This is a genomic window from Williamsia sp. R60, assembly GCF_054063855.1.
The window spans coordinates 710,465-735,206 of record NZ_JBSSGR010000002.1; the positions used below are offsets into that span (position 1 = coordinate 710,465).

The following is a 24,742-nucleotide window of genomic DNA, read 5'->3' on the forward strand; positions in this document are numbered from 1 at the left end:
CGAACCCGGATGCGCTGCGGGCCCCGGTCGTGGCGGCTGGCGGGGGTCTTGCCCGGCGGGGTCGGCGGGGCGCTGAGTGCCTCTGCCCCTGCCCGAGGAGGTCGTACGAGGATCGTGTGGTTGATTTCCTCGGTTCACTTTCCCGATTGTTCCCTATCCGACGCAGGCCTACCAACCCTCGGGCACTTGCGGCGCGCCCCGATACGGCACACTGGAGGACGTGAACGCGGTTACCGAGCAGACAGACGCAGTGACTGATCACGACGGGCCCGGCAGTCATGTCGACCAGGAGAGGGATGACGCCGAGCAGAAACGCGTGGAAGCGCTGCTGACTGCGGCCGTCTCGCAGGCGAGGGCCGCGATCGACGCCGACGACAAAGAGGTCGGTGACCACCTCGAAGCGGTCACCGAGGCCGCCTTCACGGTCACCCACTACTTTGCCGCCCAGGTGCCCGGCTACCGCGGATGGCAGTGGTGTGTGGTCCTGGCCGGATGCCCTGGCTGCGACGACGTCACGGTCAACGAGGTGGCCTTGCTGCCGGGTTCCACCGCACTGACCGCGCCGGAATGGGTTCCGTGGGCCGAGCGGGTTCGGCCGGGAGACCTGAACCCCGGAGATCTGCTGGCGACGCCCGCCGACGACCCACGCCTTGTCCCGGGGTACGTCGACAACGACGACAACGACCCCTTCGGCGAAGAGTCCGCTGTGGCGACCGAACTGGGTCTGGGCCGCAAACGACTGCTGAGCCGCGAGGGTCGGCTCGAGGCGGCTTCGCGGTGGGTCGAGGGTGAGCACGGTCCCGCTTCCGAGATGGCCAGGAGCGCCCGGCACAACTGCGGCACCTGCGGTTTCTACCTCCCCGTGGTCGGTTCGCTGCGCGCCGCGTTCGGTGTGTGCGCCAACGAATACGCCGCGGACGGCCGTGTGGTGCACGCCGAGTACGGATGCGGCGCCCACTCGGACGTCGAGGCGCCCACCGGCGGCAGAAGCCCCGCCTACGATGCCTACGACGACGGCGCGGTTGAGATCCACGCCAACTCCTGACCTGTCGTGCAGCCGTCCGACCCGTTCGGCCTCGGCCGTCTGCGCGACTCGATTCTCGGGTCGTGGCTCACCTCGCCCACCCGCCTGCGTGAAGACACTGCTGCCGAAACAGATCTGGTCGGCGTCGGGTATCGCGATCGCCTGCTGACCGAGCTGGTCGCCAACGCCGCCGATGCCGCGACGGCTGCCGGGATCATCGGTTCGGTTCGTGTGTGGCACGACGGTCGGTGGCTGCACATCGCGAACACCGGCGCACCTGTCGACTCCGACGGTGCCGCTGCCCTGACGGCGCTGCGTTCCTCGAGCAAACACGGCGACGGCTTGATCGGACGGTTCGGGGTGGGGTTCACCGCTGTTGCCGCGGTGACGCGTCATGTCGAGATCCGTTCGAGAAGCGGATCATTCGAGTTCTCAGCCGAACGCACGCGTGCCGAACTCGCCGCGAACGGGGCGGTGGTGGAGCAGGTGCCGACGCTGCGCCTTGCGTGGCCGATCGACACCGCGCCGATCGACGGCTTCGACACCGAGGTGGTGATGGAGATCGACAACTCGATCGACATGGCCGCGATGTTCGACGGTTTTGCCGCCGAAAGTGTGCAATTGCTGCTCGAGCTCGAATCGATCGACACGATAACCCTGCCCGACAACACCTTTCGAACCGTCCGCGAGGGCGACATCATCTCCGTCGGCGGTGCGAGCTGGCGTGAGCTCGTGGCGCCGCGCGCCCGCTGGTTGCTCCCGCTGCGCGACGGCAGACCGGTTCGCGTGCGTCGCGATGTGCTGCGTGCACCCACCCGCACCGACGTCGAGCTCACCGTGCCGGCCATCTGTGTCGGCGATGTGCAGCTGACGGCTGATCGTCGTGGGCTGCACCCCGACGCCGACATAGCCGTGTTGGCAGAGGGATACGCACAGATCGTGGCCGAGCTGCCCATCGATCAGCGAATGGGGCTCGTCCCGGCGCCGGGGTTCGCGGCCGGACGCGACGACGAACGACTGCGTGAAGCGCTGATCGCCGAGTTGGCCGGGCACGCCTGGGTTCCGGGTGCCGAGGGCGACGACCTGATCGCCTCCCGGGCCGAGGTGCTGCCCGACCTCACCGCCGGGCTCGCCGGCCTCTTGGGCGAGGTCATCACGACGCTGGTGCACCCGGACCTGTCCGGCCGGGGCTCGCTCAGCACGCTGAGGTCGGTGGGTGTGACGGAGATCGGTCTGGCCGAGGTGGCCGAACGGCTCACCGGTCTGGAACGCGAACCACGGTGGTGGGGCGACCTCTACGCCGAGTTGTCGGTGGTGGCGCAGGGCCAGGTCGACGAACTCGGGGCGCTCCCGGTGCCCTTGACCGACGGACGGACACTTCCCGGTGCCCGCGGAACCGTGCTGCCGCCGTACCGCGGCGACGAGGATGCCGCCGTTGTCGCCCCCAGCTGGCTCCCTACCGTCCATCCTGCGGCGAACCACGATCTGCTCGAACGGCTCGGAGCTCAGCGGATCACGGTGGGGGAGATGTTGTCCGACCCTGCCCTACGCAGTGAGATCGACGAGGACCCGGCCGATGAACGTCTGGTGCGGAGTGTGCTCGGTCTGCTCCGCGCGGCTCCGGACGTGGTGGTCCCGACCTGGCTGGGCCAGTTGCAGCTCCCCACCGATGACGACGACGTGCGACCGGCGGACGAGCTGCTGTTGCCGGGCAGTCCGCTTTCGGCTGTGCTGATCGATGATTCGCCGTTCGGGATCGTCTCGGCCGATCTGGTGGAGGAGTTCGGCCAGGCGGCGTTCCGCGCTCTGGGCGTGGGTTGGGACTTCACGGTGCTGCGTGAGGAGTATCCGACCGGCCCCGACCACGACCTGCCCGACGAAGAGCAGTGGTGGAACACACTCGACGATCCGCCCCAGACGCTGTCGGCCGTCCGCGATCTCGACCTGGTCGACCCCGACCGCTGGCCGGAGGCGCTGAGTTTGCTGGTCGAATCTGCCGACGCGGCAACGTTGTTGGCCGATCGCTCCGAGTACACCTGCTGGTGGCTGCGACACTATGCGGTGGTCGACGGTGTACCGCTCGGGGGCTGGCGCGCACCGAGCGACCTGACCGTCGCAGGCCTGCTCGACCCCATCGATCACCCGCATGGTGACGAGATCTCCGGCGCGCTCGGCAATGCCGATGTCGAGGACATCGACGCGGCTCGGCTCATCCTGAACCGGCTGTCCGCGGCCGACCGCGCGGTCTCACCGCTGGTGGCGGCCACAGCACACACTGCCCTCGCCGAGGCGCTGCGGGCCGGCCGCATCGAGCTGGACGACATCGAACCACCAACGGCTGCAAGAACTCTCGCCGGAGACGTGGCGCAGGACGCGGTCGTCCTCGACGCTCCCTGGCTCGCCGCCGCCATCGACCCCGGTCGACTCATCACCGTGGTGCCGTCGCAGATCGGGCTGGCATCGGCGCTCGCCGACCTGCTCGACATGCCGCTGGCGACCGAGGAGTTCACTGCGGTACCGGTGCAGGAGGGCAGGCCGTCCACATGGGAGGCCGAGCCCGGCGCGTTGCGTTCGGCGTTGATGCAGAGCAGGCCGCTGCCCACCGGTCCCATCCGGGTCCACGATGAATTGCTAGTCGAGGTGCACCACGACGGCACCACGAGTCGACGCCGGGTTCCGTTCTGGCGCGATCAGAAAGGGGCGCTCCACATCGATGCCGAGTTCCACGTCATCCCTGACTGACCCGACGGGCATTCTCCGAACCGAGTCCCTCGCCTTCGGGCCGGACCGTTCTGTCTGGGAATGGTCGGTGACGAACCGGACCGACGCGTGGACCCGGACGATGAAGGTCGTCACCACCCTCGGCGACACCGTCACCTTGACTCTGGTGGCGGTGCTGGCGACCATCGCGTTGCTCGTGCTGCGACAAGCGCGGTCGGCGGTGCTGGTCGGGGCCGGGTCGCTGATCGGGTACGGCCTGATGGTCGGGCTCAAGCACCTGATCGGGCGGGAACGGCCTCCTGCGGAGGCCCGGCTGCTGGACATCGACACGTTTTCCATGCCGTCCGGACACGCGATGATGGCGACGGTCGTCTACGGCCTGATCGCGGTCGCCGGCTATCACAGCAGTTCGTGGGTGCGAGCGCACCGCCTGGTGCTCGTGGCGGCTCCTGTGCTCGCCGTGGCGATCGGCTGGAGTCGCGTGTACCTCGGCGTGCACTGGATGACCGATGTCGTCGCAGGCTGGCTCCTGGGCGTGGTCTTCGTGGCGTCGGCGACCTATGTCGGGTTCAGGACAGACCGTCTTGGGCGGCGCGGCTCCCTCGCCGGATCGCCCACCGTTGCAGGGACACCACAAAGCAGCCGAACAGACCGACGCCCAGGCCCACCAGGCAAATGGTGAGCGTGTTGTCGGTTCCCAGGTCCCAGACGGCAACCAGCACGGTCGCGACGAGGAAACCGATCATGCCCACCGCGATCACCGGCTCCGGTGCCGTCAGTGCTCGCGGCAGCGATGGAATGGGTCCGGGCATGCAGTCGACACTAGTGGCGGAAACGTGGCAGGCCAACTCGTACGCAGTCGAAAGTTCACTCGTTTAGCCACTCGTCCAGGCGTAATCTCAGACGTGGGGATGGCTTGTGCAGCACTACGAGACGAACTGTCTTTTAAAAAGTTAACGAGCATTCACTCGTGAACCGAACACATGAACATCGCCGGTTCATGGTGCATTCAGCGCGGGCTCACCTATCCTTGATCGCGTGGATCACAATGACGAAAAGCTCGCGAGCGATCTGGCGATCGCCGTTGTCCGGTTGACCAGGCATCTGCGCGGTCGCCGGTCGGCTTCGCCGGTGTCGCTGACACAGCTTTCGGCGTTGGCAACCCTCAACAGGGAAGGCCCGATGACGCCGGGCGCCATCGCGGCGAGGGAACGTGTGCAACCTCCGTCGATGACCAGGGTCATCGCATCCCTGGCCGATCTCGGCCTGGTCAAGCGCGAACCGCACCCCACCGATGGACGCCAGGTGATCGTGACGCTGTCGCCGTCGGGAACCGACGTTGTGGTTGATGAGGCGAATGCTCGTGAGGAATGGCTGCGTGCCCAGCTCAAACGCCTCGACGACGACCAGATGGCGACGCTGCGTGACGCCGTCGGCATCATCGAATCGATCGTCGCAGAGAGCGACTGAACGCCGCGCCCCAGAGCGGGACTAGAAGAACGTGCCCGCCACCGGCTTGCGATCGGTGCTCAGCGCCTGATCCAGCGCATGGAGTGTGGGCCCGTCGACGGCCCAGAGTCGCTCTGCCGATGCGAAGTCCACCGCGCGGTACGCCCCGAGGTAGAGGCTGCCCAGCACGGAGATGTCCATCGTGACCGTCGGTTCGGCATCCGTCTCGGTGACCTCGGCCCGGCCGTCGGTGATGGCGAGCTTGAAGCGACCCCCCGACTGGCGGAACTTGTCCGACACCTCGATCACGAACTCGGCGTCGAGACCGTACTCGCGCATCGTCAGAGCCGCCGGCACGTCGAGGATCCGCAACCACATGCTGTCGCGGATACCGGTCACGGACGGAGCACGCAGATCGGTCAGCTTCAGCGGCAGCGGGTCGTCGACCGGCGTTGTCGCGGTGATGGCGGGCAGCAGATCCAGGCCGACCAGCACCCTCCAGAGATCGGAATGCGCTTCGTCGGTGACGGCGAACAACTCCGAGACCTCCGCCACCGACACGCTTTCCGACTCGTGGTGGATCCGGTAGCTCGCATAGCCGTCGGGATGCAGCAGGTAGTGCAGACCGCTTCGTCCGTCACGCAGGATCGGACGGTCGGCGAAGATCATGTTCCACCACACCGGCGCCCGGACGATAGCGCCGGGCCTGGTGGAGACCCAGCGGTCATGTAGTTCGGGAACGCGGTCGCGGATCTGGTCCGGGTCGGCGTAGCGAACCCGCGAATCCTCGGGGGCCGGTGCGCGCAGTTGTGCGCGGCGCAGGTCGATCCGAACCTGCTGCTCGAAAGCGGCAGGGCCGTAACCGAATCGCTCGTAGATGGTGCCCTCTGATGCGGTGAGGATCGAGAACACGGACTGCTCGCGCTCCCATTGCTCGAACAACTCGGTGATCATCATCCGCAGGATGCCGCGGCGGCGGTGCGTCGAGGCCACCGACACCCAGGACAACCCGGGCAGCGATACCCGATGTCCGCCGGGAACCGACATCGTCATCCGGAAGAACATCGACACACCGACCAGCGTCGGCCGCTCTGGATCGGACATGTCGTGCACCACGATGACGTCGTCATCGCGAACTTTCGAGCGGATGTCGGCCAGCGCCTCTTCGTCGAGCGGGTTGACGAACGCGAAGGCCCGGGCGTCTGCGGTCGCGATGGCCGGCCAGTCGGATTCATTTGCGCGACGAAGCGTCAGATTACCTTTGCTCACCCGTTCAACCTGCCATATCGGCCGTCGGGCAAACTAGTCGGATGGTCGGATCGCACGCTCACCAGGCAGGACCTATCTCTGACCTCGCGGTGACGGTCATCGACATCGACGACCCCGACGACCCACGCGTGGACGACTTCCGCGACCTCAACTCGGTCGACCGGCGGCCGGATCTCCCGGTCCTCGCCGGAGGACGCCCCGGCAGGGGGCTCGTCATCGCGGAGGGTGTGCTCGTGGCGCAGCGGATGGTCGCTTCCCGGTTCGCGCCGCACGCATTCTTCGGCGTGGACAAGAGGTTGCGCGAACTCGGTGGGACCCTCACCGATCCTGCGGTCAGCGGGGTGCCGTTCTTTCGCGCTGACGCAGACGTGATGGCCCAGGTGGTGGGCTTCCACCTCAATCGTGGTGTGCTCGCCGTGGCGCGCCGCCCCGAACCCCTTGCGCTGCCTGACATCCTGGCCGACGCCCGCACCGTCGCCGTGCTCGAAGGCGTGAACGACCACGAGAACATCGGCAGCATCTTCCGTAATGCGGCAGGTTTGGGCGTGGATGCCGTGATCTTCGGTGGGGCATGCGCCGATCCGCTCTACCGGCGATCGGTTCGGGTGTCGATGGGCCACGTACTGCTGGTTCCGTTCGCGCATGCCACGAGCTGGCCGGCAGACCTGGACGTATTGCGCAGCAACGACTTTCGCATCATCTCACTCACCCCCGACCCGGAGGTGGCCACCCTGTCGCAGGTGGTGGATGCCCCGCGCGTGGCCTTCATGGTGGGGGCCGAAGGGCCGGGACTGACGGAGACGGCGATGCGTGCGGGCGATGTGCGCGCCCGCATCCCGATGGCACGCGGAACGGATTCGCTCAATGTCGCGACTGCCGCCGCCCTCGCGTTCTACGAGCGGGCTCGCTGAACGGGCTCATCGAACGGGCTTGCAGACCAGTTCGCGCGGCAGGCCTGCATCAAACCTTGGGTCCGAATCCGAACCACCGGGCCACGCGCTTGACCGCAGGTGCGGGCGCCGACTCCTCGGCGGGTCGCTGCGGATGCTCGGTCGGATACTGGCCGTCGGAATGGTGCTGTTCGGCGAGGTTCCGTTCATCCGAACGCTGGTCGGGCTGATAACCCTTCGGCCGAATCGCAAAGCCCGACAACTGGATCGAGTGCGGATCGGAGTCCGACGGGTCGCGTGGGGTGGTGATGCGGAAGCCCAGCCAGCTCCGCATGGCCTCCTCGGCGAACTCCTGCGGATGGAAGGGGAGGGCCTGGGGGTCCGGGATGGCGCCCTCGGCGTAGACGAGCGGGCGTTCACCGGCCCAGAACGGGCCCTCGAAGATGAACGGGAGGCCGATGTTCTCGTAGATGTCGACAGGGTTGGCCGCGAACGACCGGCGCAGTATCCCGTCCTCCCAGCGCGCGAATGCACCGACCGAGTACTCAGGATCGGTGTTGAGGAACACCGTTGCCTGCGCCGGCAGTGCGGCGGTCCACTGCTCGGGCAGGGTGGACGGGCTGCTGGTCCGCAGGATCGGTCCGGTCACCACGGCCAAGGAGCGGTAGACGCCGACGAAGAGCTGGTCGGCTGCCGGGGTTGCGGCCTCCACCAGATCGCAGTGTCCGATCGGCAGCAGGGTCATGTCGGGGAACAGATCCGTGGCCAGTGCCTGCGCCGCATTCTCGTGGTTGGTCACGCCCTCGCGGATCTCGGCCGCCGGATCGCTCGAATTGACGAACCAGAGCATGGACGCCTTCGCTGCCAATTCAAGCCTTTCCGTGATTGCTGTCCGACATTAGGTGCATCAAACAACTTAGCCTGCGTCAGGTGTTGCCACTGCTCCGGACACCGAGCAGAACGTCTTCCCAGGTCGGCACGGCGGGTTTGCGGCTGTTGCGAGCACGCTTACGCGGCGCGGGTGGCTGCTGTTCGGCCGCGGGGGCTTCCGGGGCGTCGTCGTGGTCGTGGTGGTCGTCATGATCGTCGGTGGTGGTCGGCGCCGGCTCCGTGACCGCCGGCTCCCTGTCGACCTGCGGCGCGGGCACGGGTTCGGCCCGCCTCGCCGGTATGCGTCGGGCCGTCTGGGCGCCGGTCAGGGAGTCGGCGTCCACGGTCACGGCTTCGGTTCCGTCGGATTTCACGGTCAGACGTGCGGGCCGCGAGACGGGTGTCACCTGTGCCGCTGGGGGAGGTGTGTAGTCGAACGCGAGCTCGGGGTGGTCGTAGTCGTAGGTGTTGTCCTCCGAGACCGGCGCGACGGCGATCACACTCCGCAGCGGCCGGCTCATGTCCGGATCGGTCAGCTCGTCGGCCACTTCGTCGATGGCCTCGACGGTGCCCGAGTTGGACCCCGGAACGTAACGCCAATGCGCACGGTTCACCGACCGGCCGACGCGCCAGCTCACCTGGACAACCCAGCGGTTGTCGTCGCCCTTCCAGGCGTCCCACTCGGTGTCGTCCGGGTTGTGCCCGCGGGCTCCGAGTGCGGCCGCGACCACCTCTGCCAACGTGGACAGTGCCGGGCCGTCGTAGCGGAGCGGGTGCGCCTGCGCGGCGAGTTCGGTGGCACGTGCACGCTCGAGCAGAACCGGATGTGCAAAACGCTCGACGCGGTCGATCGGCACGCCGGCAGCGGCGGCGACCTGGGCGACCGACGCCCCGGAGCGGATGCGCGACTGGATCTCTCGCGGTCGCAGCGTGCTCTCCATCTCGATCTCGATCTGACCCATTCGGGTCAGATCGCCGCGAGCGGCGGCGCGCAAGGTGTCGTCGGCGGGGATGCGGAACTTCTCGCTCGACTCGGTGTCCTGCAGGATCACCTTTTTGCCGTCGGGCTCCAGGCCGATGACTCGAAGCTCACGCATCTGCTCCTCCTTCACGTCAGGGAGCCAGCCTTACACTTGCGTCGGTCTGCATTAGCGACAGCGTAATGCAGATTCAACAGATCGCATGCTGTGACACGCCCGAAAAATCCCAGCTCAGCGGGGGTGTGTTGAGTGGTGGTTCAGCCTTTACAGAGCGCCGACCACGTAGTCGATGCACGCCGTGAGCTTGCTGACGTCATCGGGCTCGACGGCCGGGAACATGCCGACGCGCAGTTGATTTCGGCCGAGCTTGCGGTATGGCTCGGTGTCCACGACGCCGTTGGCGCGCAGGATCTTCGCGACTGCGGCGGCGTCGACGTCATCGTTGAAGTCGATGGTGCCGACCACCTGACTCCGGTAGGTCTTGTCGGCGACGAACGGGCTGGCGAACTCGCTGGCCTCGGCCCAGTCGTAGAGCCGGCTGGAGCTGTCGGCGGTCCGGGCGGTGCACCAGTCGAGGCCGCCCTGGTTGTTCATCCACTCGATCTGGTTCGCCAGCAGGAGCAGAGACCCGACAGCAGGGGTGTTGTACGTCTGGTTCTTGCTGCTGTTGTCCACCGCGGTCGGCAGCGACAGGAACTCGGGGCACCAGCGATCAGAGGCGCCGATGGTGGCGATCCGGTCGAGGGCGGCCGGGCTCATCAGGGCGATCCAGAGGCCACCGTCGGAGGCGAACGACTTCTGCGGGGCGAAGTAGTAGACGTCTGCGTCGGCGACGTTCACCGGCAGGCCGCCGGCGCCGGAGGTGGCGTCGATGGCGATCAGGGCGTCACCGGCGAGGTCGGGGCGCGTCACCGGGACGGCGACACCGGTGGAGGTCTCGTTGTGGGCCCAGCCGACCAGGTCGACGCCCTCGTACTGCTCGGCGCCGATGGTCGCGATGCTCGGCGCGGTGCCCGGCTCGGTGGAGACGACAATCGGGTCGTCGAGGAACGGTGCCTTCTTCGCGACGGTGGCGAACTTGCTGGAGAACTCGCCGTAGGTGAGGTTCAGCGACCGCTGGGAGATGAGACCGAACGCCGCGGCATCCCAGAAGGCGGTGGTACCACCGTTGGACAGCACCACCTCGTAACCGTCGGGCAGGTTGAACAGGTCGGCGAGACCGCTACGGATGGAGCCGACAACGTTCTTGACCGGGGCCTGCCGGTGGCTGGTGCCGAAGACGGATGCACCGGTGTCGACGAGCGATTGCAGCTGTTCGGGGCGGACTTTGGAAGGGCCGCAACCGAATCGGCCGTCAGCGGGCAGGAGGTCGGCCGGAATGGTGATCGTTTCGCTCATGCGACCAGTCTAGAGACCGCCCCCGACCCCGATGATGGTGGGTTTTGGCGAACGCGACCTGGGGGTTTGTTCGCCCGAACCCACCATTTCCGGGTCAGCCGGCGATGGTGGCCCAGCCTTCGACGTCTTCTGGCCGGCGAGGTGCGGCGCCCACATACAGCGCGGCAGGACGGACGAGCTTGCCGAGGCGCTTCTGTTCGAGGATGTGTGCGCACCAACCGGCGGTGCGCCCGCAGGTGAACATGGCGGGCATCATGTGCGGCGGCACCTCGGCGAAGTCGAGGATGACCGCGGCCCAGAACTCCACGTTGGTCTCGATGGCGCGGTCGGGGCGCCGTTCGCGTAGTTCGGTCAGGGCAGCCTGCTCGAGGGCGGCAGCAACCTCATAGCGCGGGGCATTGAGCTCCTGGGCCGTGCGGCGCAAGACCCGGGCCCGGGGATCTTCGGCGCGGTAGACGCGGTGACCGAAACCCATCAGCTTCTCTTTGCGGTCGAGGATGCCCTTGACCAGGCCGCGCGGGTCGTCGGTGCGCTCGACCTCTTCGATCATCGGCAGAACGCGGGCCGGTGCGCCGCCGTGCAGCGGACCGGACATGGCGCCGATGGCACCCGACAGTGAAGCCGCGACGTCGGCGCCCGTGGAGGCGATGACGCGGGCGGTGAACGTGGAGGCGTTCATGCCGTGCTCGGCGGCGCTGACCCAGTAGGCATCGATGGCGCGGATGTGCGCGGGGTCCGGCTCACCCTTCCATCGGGTCATGAAACGTGCTGTGACGGTGTCGCATTCGTCGATCACGTCCTGCGGCACGGCGGGACGATGGATGCCGCGTGCCGACTGGGCGACGTACGACAGCGCCATCACCGAGGCGCGGGCGAGGTTGTTGCGTGCGGTGGACTCATCGATGTCGAGCAGCGGCTTGTAGCCCCAGATCGGAGCAAGCATGGCCAGCCCGGCCTGCACGTCGACGCGGACGTCGCCGGTGTGGATGGGCAGCGGGAAGGGTTCGGCCGGGGGGAGGCCGTCGCCGAACTTCCCGTCGACCAGCAGCGCCCAGACATCGGAGAATGTCACGTTGTTCTCGACCAGGTCTTCGATGTCGACCCCGCGGTATCGGAGGTTTCCGCCGTTCTTGTCCGGCTCGGCGATCTCGGTGGTGAAGGCGGTGACGCCCTCGAGACCTTCGACGAATCCCTCCGGTACCTGCACATTGACTGCCATCGATCGCACTCCTCGCGGTTCGAGCTGCACACTGCGGCCGCGCTGTCACCCGCGGTCTCGGGGCACCGACTGCCGTACTTGCCTAGGACTGTAGTAGCCCGTTCCAGCCGCGGTTACCCGGGAGTAGCGTTATTCGTCGTGACGAACGAACCGGTGGATCTGTCGAGCATGCGGGTGGCCTATTCGGCATCGGGCGGTGACGACGCGGCGGGTGCGGACGGGGTTCGCGGCAACCTCGACCCGAGCTGGCTCGCAGGGGATCCGCCGTGGCTGGCCCTGTTCGGCCAATGGCTACGCGAAGCCATCGATGCCGCGATCGCCGAACCCAATGCGATGGTCCTCGGCACGGTTGATGCCGACGGCCATCCGTCCACACGGACGGTGCTGTGCAAGGGTGCCGATGCCGACGGCGTGGTGTTCTTCACCGGCTACGACTCCGACAAGGCGAACCATCTGGCGTCCACTCCGTATGCCTCGGTCACCTTCCCGTGGATCGGGATGGAGCGGCAGGTGCACTTTCGGGGGCCCGTCAGCAAGGTGCCCGCCGAGGCCACCGAGAACTACTGGGTCAGGCGACCACGTGGTTCGCAGCTCAGTGCCTACGCGTCCGAACAGTCGGCGCCCATCGAGTCACGCCAGGCGCTCGAGGAGCGTGCGGCGGCGATCGCGGACCAATTCGGTGGCGTGGACGGGGATCAACCGGTTCCGGTGCCGCCGCGCTGGGGTGGCTATCGCCTGACGCCCACCGAGGTCGAGTTCTGGCAGGGCCGGGCCAACAGGCTGCACAACCGGGTTCGGTGCACGCTCGTCGACGGCCGTTGGCGCAGTGAGAGATTGCAGCCGTGACACCGACCACGCCCACCCGGCAGGTCCTGCCGGATTCGGGTTCCGGGGCACGGACGAGGTGACGCGCCGGTTCCTCGCCGACACCACCCCGCTGCAACACCCTGATTTCCGACGCCTGTGGTGGGCGAACATCGTCACGGTCATCGGTGCGCAACTGACGGTGGTGGCGGTTCCCGCACAGATCTATCAACTCACCGGCAGCTCGGCCTACGTCGGGCTGACCGGACTGTTCGGCCTTGTCCCGCTGGTGATCTTCGGCCTCTGGGGCGGGGCGGTCGCCGACGTGATGGACCGGCGAATCCTGTTGATCATCACGACATTCGGGCTGATCGCGACCAGCGCCCTGTTCTTTGTGCAGTCGGCGCTGGGCTTCGGCAACGTGTGGTTCATCCTCGTGGTGTTCGCGGTACAACAGGCCTTCTTTGCGGTCAATCAGCCGACGCGGTCGGCGATCCTGCCCAAGTTGATGTCGAAAACCGAACTGCCCGCTGCCAATTCGCTGAACATGACGGTGATGCAGGCCGGCGGGATCGCCGGCCCGCTGGTGGGTGGGGCGCTCATCCCGATCCTGGGTTATTCCGTGCTGTACCTGGTGGACACGTTGTTCCTGTTCGCCACGATCTGGGCGGTGATCCGGTTGCCGTCGCTGCGACCGGAGGGACCGGACAAACGGGGCACGCCAGGCCTGAAGTCGGTGATCGAGGGATTCCGTTATCTCGGCGGTCACAAGGTCTTGATGATGTCGTTCCTGGTGGACCTGATTGCGATGATCTTCGGCATGCCCAGGGCGCTGTTCCCGCAGATGGCGCACGAGAGTTTCGGCGGACCGGACGGTGGCGGTGTGGCCTTTGCGCTCTTGTTCTCGGCCATCGCCGCGGGTGCGGTGATCGGGGGAGTGTTCTCCGGCTGGGTCTCGCGAGTGCAGCGTCAGGGGTACGCGGTGATCATCTGCATCCTCATCTGGGGTGTGGCGATCACCGGGGTGGGGATCTGCGTCGGCTTCGCCTCGGGGTCCGCGCTGCCGATGCTCCCGATCGCGGTGGCGTTGCTCATGATCGGCGGCGCTGCCGACATGGCGTCGGCAGCGTTCCGGATGTCGATGCTGCAGGCGGCCGCGAATGACGATGTGCGAGGGCGCCTTCAGGGTGTCTTCATCGTTGTCGTCGCGGGCGGGCCGCGCATTGCCGACGTCGCACATGGCGCCGCGGCCGCATCGGTCGGCACCGCGGTCGCCACCGCCGGCGGCGGCATCCTGGTCGTGATCGGAACAGTCCTCGCTGCCCTCGCCGTCCCCGCGTTTGTCCGCTACCGCATCACGCGCTGACGATCACCCGTTGACGATCACCGGGCAGCGGCGCGGGTGCGGCTGGGGGCCGAATCCTTGAGCAGGCCTGCGGTGTACCCGACAACCTGGGGGTCGGCCATCGCCTTCCACCGGGGCGCGAGCAGTTTCATGTAGCGCTCGACGTAGAGCAACTGCTTGCCGACGAGTACCAGTTCACGGGGGAGACGGGCGTCGTAGTTCTTGGCGAGGTTCGCGAGTTGGCGGCCCAGGTCGGCATACGCCATGTTCCCCAGTTCGGTTCCGCCGATGGGGGCGGCGACACGTCGCAGGTCCTTGGCGGTCTCGCGGACCGAACCGGGTTTCCCGAAGGTGCCCAGCGCAGCCAGGGCCTGGCCGGCGGCCTCGTAGTTGCTGCGCATCAGATTGCCGAGCAATTCGCGGACGATCATGCGGGTGTTGTCGTCGAAGCGACCGACGATGCCCCAGTCCAAGAACACGATGCGCCCGTCGGCGTCGACGAGAACGTTCCCGGCATGCAGATCGCCGTGGAAGATCCCGTCGGTGAAGGCCGACTCGAGCAACGACATCAGCAGCGTCTTGACGATCTCGGTGCCGTCGTGACCCGCGCGGCGGATGGCCTTGACGTCGTCGATACGAATGGCGTCCACCCGCTCGAGGGTGAGTACCCGCTCGGTGGTGTGGTCCCAGTACACCTTCGGAACACGCACCTTGTCTGCGTACTTCGACCCCGAGATCGCAGCGGTCCATTCCTCCATGGCGGCGGCTTCGGTGCGGAAGTCCAGCTCGGAGTTGAGATTGGCGGTGAAGTCCTCGATCACCGCTTTGGCGCTGAGCATGCGTCCGTACGACGACAGTTCCACAAGCGCGGCGGTGCGCTGCAGGATCTGCAGGTCGGCGGCCAGCCGGCCCTTGATTCCCGGGCGCTGGATCTTGACGACCACCGACTCGCCGGTTTTCAGCGTCGCGGTGTGGACCTGCGAGATGGACGCGGAGGCGATCGGCTCGGCGTCGAAGTCGTCGAACACCTCGTCGGGGTCGCGGCCGAGCTGGCTGCTCAGCACCGCACGAACCTGCTCGGGGTCGGCAGGGGGCACCCTGTCGAGCAGCGACCGGAACTCATCGGAGAGCACCTTGGGGAACACGCCTGGACTCGAGGCGATGAGCTGCCCGAGCTTGACGTAGGTCGGGCCGAGGGCGGCGAACGTGTTGCGTGTCTCGCCGGCTCCGATTGCGGCCGCGTCCTGCTTGTGGCGTACCCGGGTGGCGAAGCGTGCGCCTCCGCAGACGGCGTGCCAGGCGGTGGCGCCGATGCGCGCCGCCTCGGTGGTCAGCGGCACCTTCTGCAGTGTCGGGCGTGGCTCGGCTGTGGTGATGGTCATGGTCCTCCGCATGCGACTTGTCGCCGGGGCAGGCCATCCCGGTTTTGGGGACGGCCGATGGTCGATGCTCCGCCGGACATGGTAGGGCATCTGGCCGTGAGCGCCAGTCGGCTTGTCTTGGTGCTGCAGGACTAGTCGAATCCCCAGGTGGCCGCGTTACAGTGGACCGGTGTGGTCTTGATGACACCGGGCCCGAAGCCTGGTTGAGCTCTCAGAGTGCGGTCTCGTTGGACTGCCAGGGCAGGTTCGCCCTTCGCGCCGCCGTCACCGGGCAGTAGTGCATCGGCTCGCCACGGACGGCTTCGGGAGGCAGATTGCGTACCGGGGTGTCCAGTAGTGGTGCGTCGGCGGGCACCGCTCCGTCCAGCCGATCCCAGGCGTCGCGGCAACGAGGATGTTTGCGGTAGCGCTCGGGCAACAGGTGCATGAAGGTGTTGACGGCCTTGCCGAACCGGCGGAAACGGCGCTCGTCACGTTCTGACCACGTGAAGCCCATCAGATCGCGAACGGGCTGGTCGTACAGGCCCACCGTCAGCCAGGTGAAGAATCGTTCGGTGGGGCGGACCAGTTGTTTCCAGACCGGCCGGGGCATCCACGACATCCACGGGGGCGGCGGCAGTTCGGAGATGTCCAGTACCGTGCGGACGGCGGGATGGTCTTGAAGGACGTTGCGGCACATGTGATCCCAGTACTCGAGGAACTCCTCGTAGGTATCGGGGCATGGCCGGGTGCTCACGCCGTACATCGCGTACCAGGTGCGTGACTCCTCGAACAGCTGACGTTTCTCCGCTTCGGTTATCGGTGGTCCGAAGACCTCCGCGCACCGGATGTTGCCGTACCAGAAGGTGGCGTGCGCCCAGTAGAAGACGTCCGGATCGAGCGCGTGATAGCGGCTGCCGTCGGGCATCGCACCCTTGATCTCGCGGTGGTAGTCACGAACCTCGCGGCCGGTGTCCTCCGTGCCGTCGAACACCACCCCGATGATCGGATAGAGCGACCGCATCAACCGCTCCCAGCGTTCGCCGAAGAAGTCGGAGTGCTCCCACACTGCCGCACCGAGCTTGGGGTGCATGTTCTGCATCGAGCCCGACCACAGGCCGATGAGCATCCCGTGCCAGCCGCCGAAGAACTTCCACGTCACCGAATCCGGGCCGAGCAGTTGTGGCACGGGCTCTGATGCGGGCGGGACGGGCGTGGTGATCGGTCGGGTATCGCGCAGGTCGGTCACGGGAGACATCCTTCGTCGACGGCCGGTGTCGTGGGACACCAATGAGACGAAACTGTAGATCCGTCTCACGGGGAGTGTCAACCGCCACAGCCGAATGGATGAAAGCTTTTGCCGGGGCGACAACTTCGCATTGCCACCACAAGTGGCGGCTAAGCTGACCGATGTGGCCGGGCACAGCATCGAAGCGGATGGATACAGCGCACAGATCGCCGCGACCGGCGCCGGTCTGCGGGCCGTCAGATGGCGCGGCCGGCTCCTCACCGAGACCTGGGAGATCGAACCCGGGGTCAAGCCTCCGCTCTCGTGCGGATTGGTGCTCTCGCCGTGGCCGAACCGCACCGGCGATGGCCGATACACCTTCGACGGCACGTCGTACGAGCTCCCCATCACCGAAGCCGGGCGGAACAACGCCAACCATGGCTTCGTGCGGATGGTGGACTGGAATGTCCTAGACCAGACCCCGACGTCGGTCACCCTCGGCGTTGCCGTGGGGCAGCATCCCGGTTGGCCGTTCGACCTCCAGCTGACCGCCACCTACGCGGTGGGGCCCGATGGCCTCACGATCACCCACACCACCACCAACACCGGGACCATCCGCGCGCCGTACGCATTGGGGCAGCACACCTTCGTCCGCGTGGGCGACGTCCCTGCCGACGACTGCTCACTGCAGCTGGCAGCGAAGAAGTACCAGCCGCTCGACCCCGAACGCCAACTCCCCGACGGCGACCCCGTCGACGTCGCCGGCACCGAGTTCGACTTCCGGACACCACGACCGGTCGAGGGAGTGTGGCTCGACACCCCGTTCACCGCGATGGCGGATGACGACGGCATCATCACCCATCGCCTGATCGGCTCGGACGGGACCACCGAACTGTGGACCGACCTCAACTTCTCGTGGGTCCAGGCCTTCACCGCCGACCCGGGCCACGACCAGCCGTACCCCGGTCGCGGCAGGGCCGTGGCCATCGAACCGATGACCGCGCCGCCCAACGCCCTTGCCACCGGGACCGATCTGATCGTGCTCGAACCGGGCCAGATCTGGACCGGCCGCTGGGGCCTGCGATTCCGGGAATGAGGGTGGCGCCGTGAGAGAAATCGTCGTGTGTGGAGAAGCGCTGGTGGACCTGGTGCCGTCTGCACCCGGTGCGCTCAGTCCGCTCATACCGGCCTTGGGCGGCGGCCCGTTCAACGTCGCGATCACCTTGGGCCGGCTCGGGTCAGCGGTGTCGTTGTGCTCGCGGGTGTCCACCGACGCGTTCGGCGATGCCCTCGCTGATGCACTTCGTTCCGCCGGCGTGAATCTCTCGCTGCTGCAACGTGGTTCGGAACCGACCACGCTTGCTCTCACCAGCATCGGCGACGACGGATCGGCGCAGTACAACTTCTATCTGCAGGGCACCGCCGACCGGTTGGTCACCGATCCGGGTGAGTTGCCGCGAACGGTCGCCGCTCTCGCTTTCGGAACCTTGTCGATGGTGCTCGAGCCCGGCGCGAGCGCCTACGAGAAGCTCCTGCACCGCAGTCATGGCGAGGGCCGCCTCACGCTGCTCGACCCCAACATCCGCGCCGGAGTGATCGATGACCCCGACGCCTATCGCAAGCGCTTTGCCTCGTGGTTGCCGTCGCTCGACATCGTCAAGGTGTCCGACGACGACGCCGAATGGCTGGCCGAGGGCGCCGCCGGAACAGATCCGGACCGCTGGATCGAAGCCGGCGTGGGCGCGGTAGTCATCACGCACGGCGGCGATGGACTCACTGTTCGCACGCCCGACCTCACCGCGCATGTGCCCGGCCGGACAGTCGATGTGATCGACACCATAGGGGCAGGTGACACGATTTGTGGCGCCCTGTTGCACTGGCTGGGAACGCACCGCTTCCTCGACCCCGCGCTGCTCCGCACGATGACCGAAAACGACTGGTCAGAGGCCCTGCAGTTCGCTGCCCGGGCCGCCGCGATCACCGTGTCGCGGCCCGGCGCGGACCCTCCGTGGGCGGGCGAGCTTGAAACCGACTAGGTTGTTAACCGGGTCGCACGATCGTTACGACGGCCCCGGAGGTAAAACACCTGCACCGGTTCACGAGACCGGTGCAGCCCGTCGAAAAGGGGAGGACCAAGTGTCCGCCGAAACAGTGTCTGCCAACGGATCGGCAGCGGAGGCCAAGGCCACGTTCAGCTATCCCGGCGGCGAGATCAAGCTTCCCATCGTCGAAGCGACAGAAGGTGCCAACGGCGTCGGACTCGGGAAGTTCCTCGCCGAGACCGGACTCACTACGTTCGACGGAGGTTTCGTCAACACGGCGTCCACCAAGTCGGCGATCACCTACATCGACGGCGACGCCGGAATCCTGCGCTACCGCGGATACCCCATCGAGCAGTTGGCGAAGGGATCGAGCTTCCTCGAGGTCAGCTACCTCCTGATCAACGGCGAGCTCCCGACCCCGTCCGAACTCGACGAGTTCACCAACAAGATCAGTCGCCACACGCTGCTGCACGAAGACCTCAAGCGATTCTTCGACGGCTTCCCGCGCAACGCGCACCCCATGCCGGTGCTGTCCAGCGCAGTGAATGCCCTGAGCGCGTACTACCAGGATTCCCTGGACCCGAAAGATCCCGAGCAGGTCGAGCTTTCGACCATCCGACTGTTGGCGAAGCTGCCCACCATCGCGGCGTACGCCTACAAGAAGTCCACCGGTCAGCCGTTCCTGTACCCGGACAACTCACTGAACCTGGTCGAGAACTTCCTGCGGATGACGTTCGGTTTCCCCGCGGAGCCCTACGAGGTCAACCCGGACGTGGTCAAGGCCCTCGACATGCTGTTCATCCTGCACGCCGACCACGAGCAGAACTGCTCCACCTCCACGGTTCGCCTGGTGGGGTCGTCGCAGGCCAACTTGTTCACCTCGATCTCCGGTGGCATCAACGCACTCTGGGGCCCGCTGCACGGCGGTGCCAACCAGGCCGTGCTCGAGATGCTCGACGACATCAAGGCCTCCGGTGGCGACACCAAGGAGTTCATGAACAAGGTCAAGAACAAAGAAGACGGCGTCAAGCTCATGGGCTTCGGGCACCGGGTCTACAAGAACTACGACCCGCGGGCCGCGATCGTCAAGGAGACCGCCGACCAGATCTTGGAGCTCCTCGGCGTCAACGACGATCTTCTCGACATCGCCAAGGGGCTCGAAGAAGTGGCCCTGAGCGACGACTACTTCATCTCGCGCAAGCTGTACCCGAACGTGGATTTCTACACCGGTTTGATCTACCGCGCGATGGGGTTCCCCACCCGGATGTTCACCGTGTTGTTCGCACTCGGCCGGCTGCCCGGCTGGATCGCGCACTGGCGTGAGATGAACGCCGACCCGACCGGGAAGATCGGCCGTCCCCGGCAGATCTACACCGGATACACCGAACGTGACTACCTGAATATGGATCAGCGCTGAACCATGACAAAACCTGAGATCGAGTTCCCCCAAGGCCCCGCACCCACCGAACTGGTGAGCACCGACCTGGTGATCGGTGACGGCGACGTCGCTGTTGCCGGTGGAGTGGTCGACGTCCACTACGTCGGCGTCGAGTACGAGACAGGCGAGGAGTTCGACTCCTCGTGGAACCGCGGCCAGTCCGCCAACTTCCCGCTCGACCGGCTGATCCCGGGCTGGCAGGAGGGTATCCCCGGCATGAAGGTCGGCGGCCGCCGCCAGCTCACCGTGCCGCCCGAGCTCGCTTACGGGCCCGAGGGTGCCGGACACCGGCTGTCGGGTAAGACACTGATCTTCGTGATCGATCTGCTCGGCGTTTCCTAAGTCCCCGGTACGTATCTTTCGCAGCAGCCCCGCACGGTTACCATGCGGGGCTGTTTGCTGTCGCCAGCACCTACCCTGGTCGCCCCCGGTGAACGGGCGGTGATCTCCTGGGCGTTCACGGCCACTGACGGCTTTGTGCGCGATAGGTTTACGGGGTGATCGCGCACCCGTTCATCTACGAGATCAACACGTGGCCGTGGCTCGACGAGCTCAGCAGGAGGTGCGGCCGGCGCGTCGAATTGGGTGATGTCCCCGGCGAGGTGTGGGACGCGATCGCGGCGTCCGGTGCTGATGTGGTGTGGCTGATGGGGGTGTGGCAGCGCAGCCCGGCCGGTGTCGCGATCGCCAGAGCGGACGAACCCCTGGTCCAGCATTGCCGGGACATCCTGCCCGACTTCACCATCGACGACATCGTCGGTTCGCCGTACTGCATCCGCGGATACGAGGTGGACCCGATGCTCGGCGGCCCCGACGGGCTGGCGTCGGCACGGCAGGCGCTTGCCGACCGCGGGATTCGCCTGATTTTGGACTTCGTGCCCAACCACGTTGGCCCCGACCACTCGTGGACCATCGCGCACCCGGAGTTCTTCGTCGGCGGCACCGCCGATGACCTGCGCGAGGAACCGGCGTCCTTCATCGAGGTCGGCGGCGAGGTACTCGCGAACGGCCGCGACCCCTACTTCCCGGCGTGGCCCGACGTCGTGCAACTCAACGTCTTCTCCACCGAGTTGCGTGCGGCCGTCATCACCACCCTCACGCGAATCGCCGAACAGTGCGATGGTGTGCGGTGCGACATGGCGATGCTGATGATGAACGACGTGTTCGGCAGAACCTGGGGTGAACGTGCGGGAGCTGTTCCGTCACAGGAGTATTGGCCACTCGTGATCGGATCCGTGCGGTCGGTGCACCCCGACTTCACATTCATCGCGGAGGCGTACTGGGACCTCGAGGCCGCCCTGCAGGAGCAGGGATTCGACTATTGCTACGACAAGGGTCTGTACGACCGCTTCGTCGAGGGCGGCGACGCTGCCGCGGTCAGAAGCCAACTCGATGCCGAGCCGGACCATCTCAGCCGGCTCGTCCGATTCCTCGAAAATCACGACGAGCCCAGGGCTGCTTCGGTGTTCTCGCTCGAGGGGCACAAGATTGCGGCAGTCACGTCGTTCACCCAGCCCGGCGCGAGGTTGGTCTACGACGGCCAGTTCGAGGGCCGGCGCGTGCATCTCCCTGTGCAACTGGGCCGCAGCCCGGCCGAGGAGGTCGACAACGAGTTGCTCGACTTCTACGGACGGCTGACGAACATCCTGCGCGACAACACGTTCCGTACCGGATCGTGGGCCGCGGCCGAGATCACCGGATGGGACGACAACTCCACAACAGCGGATCTGCTGGCGTGGACCTGGCACGGGGATAGCCGCTGGCTCGTCGTGGTGAACCTCGGCGACCAGGTCGCCAGTGGCATGGTTCGAGCACGATGGGACGACCTCGCAGCGGCCGAAGTCGACCTCGTCGACGACACCCGTGACCTCCGATATCGCCGTGGCGCCGCCGATCTGACCGACGGCCTGTTCGTCGAGCTGGGCCCCAGGCTGTGGCACCTGTTTCGGGTGGAGCCGGTCCCTGCGGAGAGCACTTCCGATAGTGCTGAACGCGAGGCGATCTGAGTGAACGGGCACCACCGCCGGCCAGGTGGTACGGCCGAGCATCAGCGTCTCGCCGAAGCCACCGGTCGTCTCGAAGACGGGTTGCACGATGCGAACCCGTGGTACCTGTGGGGGCCGTACCTGTCCGAGAGGGCATGGGGGACAGTGCGCGAGGATTACAGCGACGACGGAAACGCATGGGACCACTTCCCGCACGACCATGCGCGTTCCCGTGCCTACCGCTGGAACGAAGACGGTATGGCCGGGATCTCCGACATCGGGCACGAGTTCTGCCTGTCATTGGCCCTGTGGAACGGCGTCGATCCCATCCTCAAAGAGCGCATGTTCGGACTCACCGGCCCGCAGGGCAATCACGGTGAAGACGTCAAAGAATACTGGTGGTATCTGCAGGGGCTGCCGAGTCATGCTCTGCTGCAATGGCGTTACCACTACCCGCAGGCGGCGTTCCCCTACGAGCAACTGGTGGCGGAGAACGCCCGGCGTGGACGCGACGACTTCGAGTACGAGCTGCTCGACACCGGGGTCTTCGACGACGGCCGCTACTGGATCGTCGACGTCACCTATGCCAAGGCCGGTCCAACCGACATCCTGATGACCATCAGCGTCACCAACAACGGCGCGGACGACGCGTCGATCGACATGCTGCCCACCGGCTGGTTCCGGAACACCTGGCGCGCTGCGGGCGAGCAGAACATCCCCGGCCTGGTCGTCGATGGCGATGCGGTGGTCCTCGAGCACGCCCGGCTGGACGGCTACCGACTGCGGGCGGCGCCGGCAAGCGATGGGACCGAGCCGCGGGTTCTGTTCTGCGACAACGAAACCAACATTCCCAAGATCTTCGGCGGTGACCCGATCACGCCGTACCCGAAAGACGGGATCAACGACCACGTGGTCGCGGGCGCCGCGACGGTCAATCCGGCGGGGCACGGAAGCAAGGCAGCCTGGTGGTACCACCTGGACGTGCCTGCGGGAAAAACGGTGCATGCGCGTGTGCGGTTGTCCGGGCGGGACGATGCCGGCTGCAGTGATAGTGACTGGGCAGGAGACGACTTCGGCAGAATCGCCGCACTGAGGCAAAGTGAGGCGGACGAGTTCTATGCCGCCATCGGACCCGATCTCGACACCGAGCAGATGCGGATCCTCACCCAGGCCGCCGCGGGTTTGATCTGGAGCAAGCAGATGTACTCCTATCAGGTCGCGCGATGGCTCGACGGTGATCCCGCGGAGCCGCCACCCCCACCGGGACATCAACACGGGCGCAACACTGATTGGCGACACCTCGATGCCTTCGACATCCTGGCGATGCCAGACCCGTGGGAGTACCCGTGGTTTGCTGCCTGGGACCTGGCTTTTCACTCCATCTCGTGGGCGCATCTGGATCCGGCATTCGCGAAGTATCAGTTGATCGTGCTCCTGCGGGAGTGGTTCTTGCACCCCAATGGTGCTCTGCCCGCCTATGAGTGGAGTTTCGACGACGTCAACCCGCCGGTGCATGCCCTCGCGGCGCTGCGGGTGTTCAACATCGACGGCGGCACCGACGTCGAGTTCCTCGAACGGGTCTTCCAGAAGCTGCTGCTCAACTTCACCTGGTGGGTGAATCGACAGGATCCGCACGGCAACAATGTTTTCGGTGGCGGGTTTCTCGGCCTCGACAACATCAGTCCGGTCGACCGTTCACACCTGCCGCCGGGCACCACACTCGAGCAGTCCGACGGCACGGGGTGGATGGCGTTTTATGCCGAGGCCATGCTGGGCATAGCGCTGGCACTTGCCGACCATGACCCCGTCTACGAAGACATGGTGATCAAGTTCCTCGAGCACTTCACCCTGATCGCGCAGTCGCTCAAGGAATCCGGTCTGTACGACGTGGAAGACGGCTTCTACTACGACCGGCTGACCGACCCTGACGGCACCTGCGAGTCCATCAAGGTGCAAAGTCTTGTCGGGCTGATCCCCGCTCTGGCTGCCGCAGAGATCCCCGCGCGCAATGCCCAGCGGATGAGCAGGTTGCGGAAACGATTCACCCGGCGGTTCGCGGCGCTCGGCATCGGGGGCGCGCAGTCGTGGCGGATCCGCTCCGACGGCGACAAACCGCGCATCCTGCTGTCGGTGTTGTCTGCCGACCAGTTGCGGTCGTTGATGCGTACGGTGTTCGACGAGGACGCAATGCTCTCCGATCACGGTCTCCGCTCTTTGTCGAAAAAGTACCGCGAGCCGTACACGTTGCCCGGTGCCACCGGGGCGGTCATCGATTACGAGCCCGCGGAGTCGCGGACCGCCATGTACGGCGGCAACTCTAATTGGCGGGGGCCGGTGTGGTTCCCGATCAACTACCTGGCGATCCGGGCGCTGGTGCAATATGGGCGCTTCTTCGGCACCGAGGCGACGATGGCTTACCCCACCGGCGCGGACGCCGACTCCGACTTCTTCGAGATCGCCCAAGACCTGGCGGACCGACTGGTGTCGATCTGGTTGCCCGACGCGGACGGCCGCCGTCCCGTGTACGGGGGAACGGAGATCTTCCAGACCGATCCCGCGTGGAAAGACAACCTGTTGTTCAACGAGTACTTCCACGGAGACAACGGGGCCGGTCTCGGTGCGAGTCACCAAACGGGATGGACTGCGCTGGTCATCGACCTGCTGCTGCATCCGCCGAAGCATTCGCGACATTGATGTACCACCCTTCGCCCCTGTTTTC

General features: G+C 66.4%; 21 protein-coding genes. 13 read left to right on the forward strand and 8 right to left on the reverse strand.

The window, feature by feature from the left end; genetic code table 11:
* Positions 1–220: 220 nt before the first annotated feature.
* The 3 genes from ACVWY6_RS10265 to ACVWY6_RS10275 all read left to right on the forward strand — a co-directional run bounded on the left by ACVWY6_RS10265 (position 221) and on the right by ACVWY6_RS10275 (position 4,427).
* Positions 221–1,045, forward strand: coding sequence for a DUF3027 domain-containing protein (locus ACVWY6_RS10265; protein ID WP_457537776.1), 825 nt, complete (start codon positions 221–223; stop codon positions 1,043–1,045).
* A 6-nt stretch (positions 1,046–1,051) separates the two neighbouring features.
* The gene (locus tag ACVWY6_RS10270; RefSeq protein WP_457537778.1) at positions 1,052–3,766 is read left to right on the forward strand and encodes a sacsin N-terminal ATP-binding-like domain-containing protein; all 2,715 of its coding nucleotides are present in this window, start codon (positions 1,052–1,054) and stop codon (positions 3,764–3,766) included.
* Between the two features lie 67 nt (positions 3,767–3,833).
* Complete coding sequence (locus tag ACVWY6_RS10275; RefSeq protein WP_457537780.1) at positions 3,834–4,427, forward strand: phosphatase PAP2 family protein; 594 nt, start codon at positions 3,834–3,836, stop codon at positions 4,425–4,427.
* On the opposite strand, the gene ACVWY6_RS10280 is transcribed toward ACVWY6_RS10275, so the two are convergent.
* A complete protein-coding gene (locus ACVWY6_RS10280; protein WP_457537782.1) occupies positions 4,315–4,557 on the reverse strand; it encodes a DUF2530 domain-containing protein in 243 nt (80 codons plus the stop codon). The two genes, ACVWY6_RS10275 and ACVWY6_RS10280, sit on opposite strands and share 113 nt — an antisense overlap.
* Before the next feature lie 226 nt (positions 4,558–4,783).
* On the opposite strand from ACVWY6_RS10280, the gene ACVWY6_RS10285 reads away from it, so the two are divergent.
* A complete protein-coding gene (locus ACVWY6_RS10285) occupies positions 4,784–5,215 on the forward strand; it encodes an Rv0880 family HTH-type transcriptional regulator (protein WP_030169615.1) in 432 nt (143 codons plus the stop codon).
* 21 nt (positions 5,216–5,236) lie between these two features.
* Here the strand turns inward: ACVWY6_RS10285 and ACVWY6_RS10290 are convergent, their stop codons facing one another.
* Positions 5,237–6,463, reverse strand: coding sequence for a GNAT family N-acetyltransferase (locus ACVWY6_RS10290; protein WP_030169618.1), 1,227 nt, complete (start codon positions 6,461–6,463; stop codon positions 5,237–5,239).
* Between the two features lie 74 nt (positions 6,464–6,537).
* On the opposite strand from ACVWY6_RS10290, the gene ACVWY6_RS10295 reads away from it, so the two are divergent.
* Complete coding sequence (locus ACVWY6_RS10295; protein ID WP_457538575.1) at positions 6,538–7,374, forward strand: TrmH family RNA methyltransferase; 837 nt, start codon at positions 6,538–6,540, stop codon at positions 7,372–7,374.
* 49 nt (positions 7,375–7,423) lie between these two features.
* On the opposite strand, the gene ACVWY6_RS10300 is transcribed toward ACVWY6_RS10295, so the two are convergent.
* The 4 genes from ACVWY6_RS10300 to ACVWY6_RS10315 all read right to left on the reverse strand — a co-directional run bounded on the left by ACVWY6_RS10300 (position 7,424) and on the right by ACVWY6_RS10315 (position 11,820).
* Complete coding sequence (locus ACVWY6_RS10300) at positions 7,424–8,203, reverse strand: DUF6928 family protein (protein WP_457537785.1); 780 nt, start codon at positions 8,201–8,203, stop codon at positions 7,424–7,426.
* A gap of 76 nt (positions 8,204–8,279) precedes the next feature.
* The gene (gene sepH, locus ACVWY6_RS10305) at positions 8,280–9,320 is read right to left on the reverse strand and encodes a septation protein SepH (RefSeq protein WP_457537787.1); all 1,041 of its coding nucleotides are present in this window, start codon (positions 9,318–9,320) and stop codon (positions 8,280–8,282) included.
* Positions 9,321–9,467: 147 nt separating this feature from the next.
* Positions 9,468–10,601, reverse strand: coding sequence for a phosphoserine transaminase (gene serC / locus ACVWY6_RS10310; protein WP_457537789.1), 1,134 nt, complete (start codon positions 10,599–10,601; stop codon positions 9,468–9,470).
* Between the two features lie 94 nt (positions 10,602–10,695).
* Positions 10,696–11,820 (reverse strand): citrate synthase 2, encoded by a 1,125-nt coding sequence (locus ACVWY6_RS10315; RefSeq protein WP_062795471.1) that lies wholly within the window; start codon positions 11,818–11,820, stop codon positions 10,696–10,698.
* 168 nt (positions 11,821–11,988) lie between these two features.
* Between ACVWY6_RS10315 and pdxH the strand changes: the two genes are divergently transcribed.
* Together pdxH and ACVWY6_RS10325 are read left to right on the forward strand one after the other, a co-directional pair.
* Entirely contained in the window at positions 11,989–12,666 is a 678-nt protein-coding gene (gene pdxH / locus ACVWY6_RS10320) for a pyridoxamine 5'-phosphate oxidase (RefSeq protein ID WP_457538577.1), read from the forward strand.
* 58 nt (positions 12,667–12,724) lie between these two features.
* Positions 12,725–13,990, forward strand: coding sequence for an MFS transporter (locus ACVWY6_RS10325; RefSeq protein WP_317713317.1), 1,266 nt, complete (start codon positions 12,725–12,727; stop codon positions 13,988–13,990).
* Positions 13,991–14,007: 17 nt separating this feature from the next.
* Here ACVWY6_RS10325 and ACVWY6_RS10330 read toward each other — a convergent pair whose 3' ends face one another.
* Both ACVWY6_RS10330 and ACVWY6_RS10335 read right to left on the reverse strand, forming a co-directional pair.
* Entirely contained in the window at positions 14,008–15,351 is a 1,344-nt protein-coding gene (locus tag ACVWY6_RS10330; RefSeq protein ID WP_457537791.1) for an ABC1 kinase family protein, read from the reverse strand.
* A 211-nt stretch (positions 15,352–15,562) separates the two neighbouring features.
* Positions 15,563–16,588: an oxygenase MpaB family protein gene (locus ACVWY6_RS10335; RefSeq protein ID WP_457537793.1), complete on the reverse strand. Its 1,026-nt coding sequence runs from the start codon at positions 16,586–16,588 to the stop codon at positions 15,563–15,565.
* Positions 16,589–16,742: 154 nt separating this feature from the next.
* On the opposite strand from ACVWY6_RS10335, the gene ACVWY6_RS10340 reads away from it, so the two are divergent.
* The 6 genes from ACVWY6_RS10340 (at position 16,743) to ACVWY6_RS10365 (ending at position 24,717) form a co-directional block, all read left to right on the forward strand.
* The gene (locus ACVWY6_RS10340) at positions 16,743–17,654 is read left to right on the forward strand and encodes an aldose 1-epimerase family protein (protein ID WP_457537795.1); all 912 of its coding nucleotides are present in this window, start codon (positions 16,743–16,745) and stop codon (positions 17,652–17,654) included.
* A gap of 10 nt (positions 17,655–17,664) precedes the next feature.
* Complete coding sequence (locus tag ACVWY6_RS10345; RefSeq protein ID WP_457537797.1) at positions 17,665–18,594, forward strand: carbohydrate kinase family protein; 930 nt, start codon at positions 17,665–17,667, stop codon at positions 18,592–18,594.
* A 100-nt stretch (positions 18,595–18,694) separates the two neighbouring features.
* A complete protein-coding gene (locus tag ACVWY6_RS10350) occupies positions 18,695–20,017 on the forward strand; it encodes a citrate synthase (protein ID WP_023960053.1) in 1,323 nt (440 codons plus the stop codon).
* 3 nt (positions 20,018–20,020) lie between these two features.
* A complete protein-coding gene (locus tag ACVWY6_RS10355) occupies positions 20,021–20,380 on the forward strand; it encodes an FKBP-type peptidyl-prolyl cis-trans isomerase (RefSeq protein ID WP_023960055.1) in 360 nt (119 codons plus the stop codon).
* Between the two features lie 155 nt (positions 20,381–20,535).
* Positions 20,536–22,044: an alpha-amylase family glycosyl hydrolase gene (locus tag ACVWY6_RS10360; protein WP_457537800.1), complete on the forward strand. Its 1,509-nt coding sequence runs from the start codon at positions 20,536–20,538 to the stop codon at positions 22,042–22,044.
* On the forward strand, positions 22,045–24,717 hold the full coding sequence (locus ACVWY6_RS10365; RefSeq protein WP_457537802.1) for an MGH1-like glycoside hydrolase domain-containing protein: 2,673 nt from the start codon (positions 22,045–22,047) through the stop codon (positions 24,715–24,717).
* The last annotated feature ends 25 nt before the right edge of the window (positions 24,718–24,742 follow it).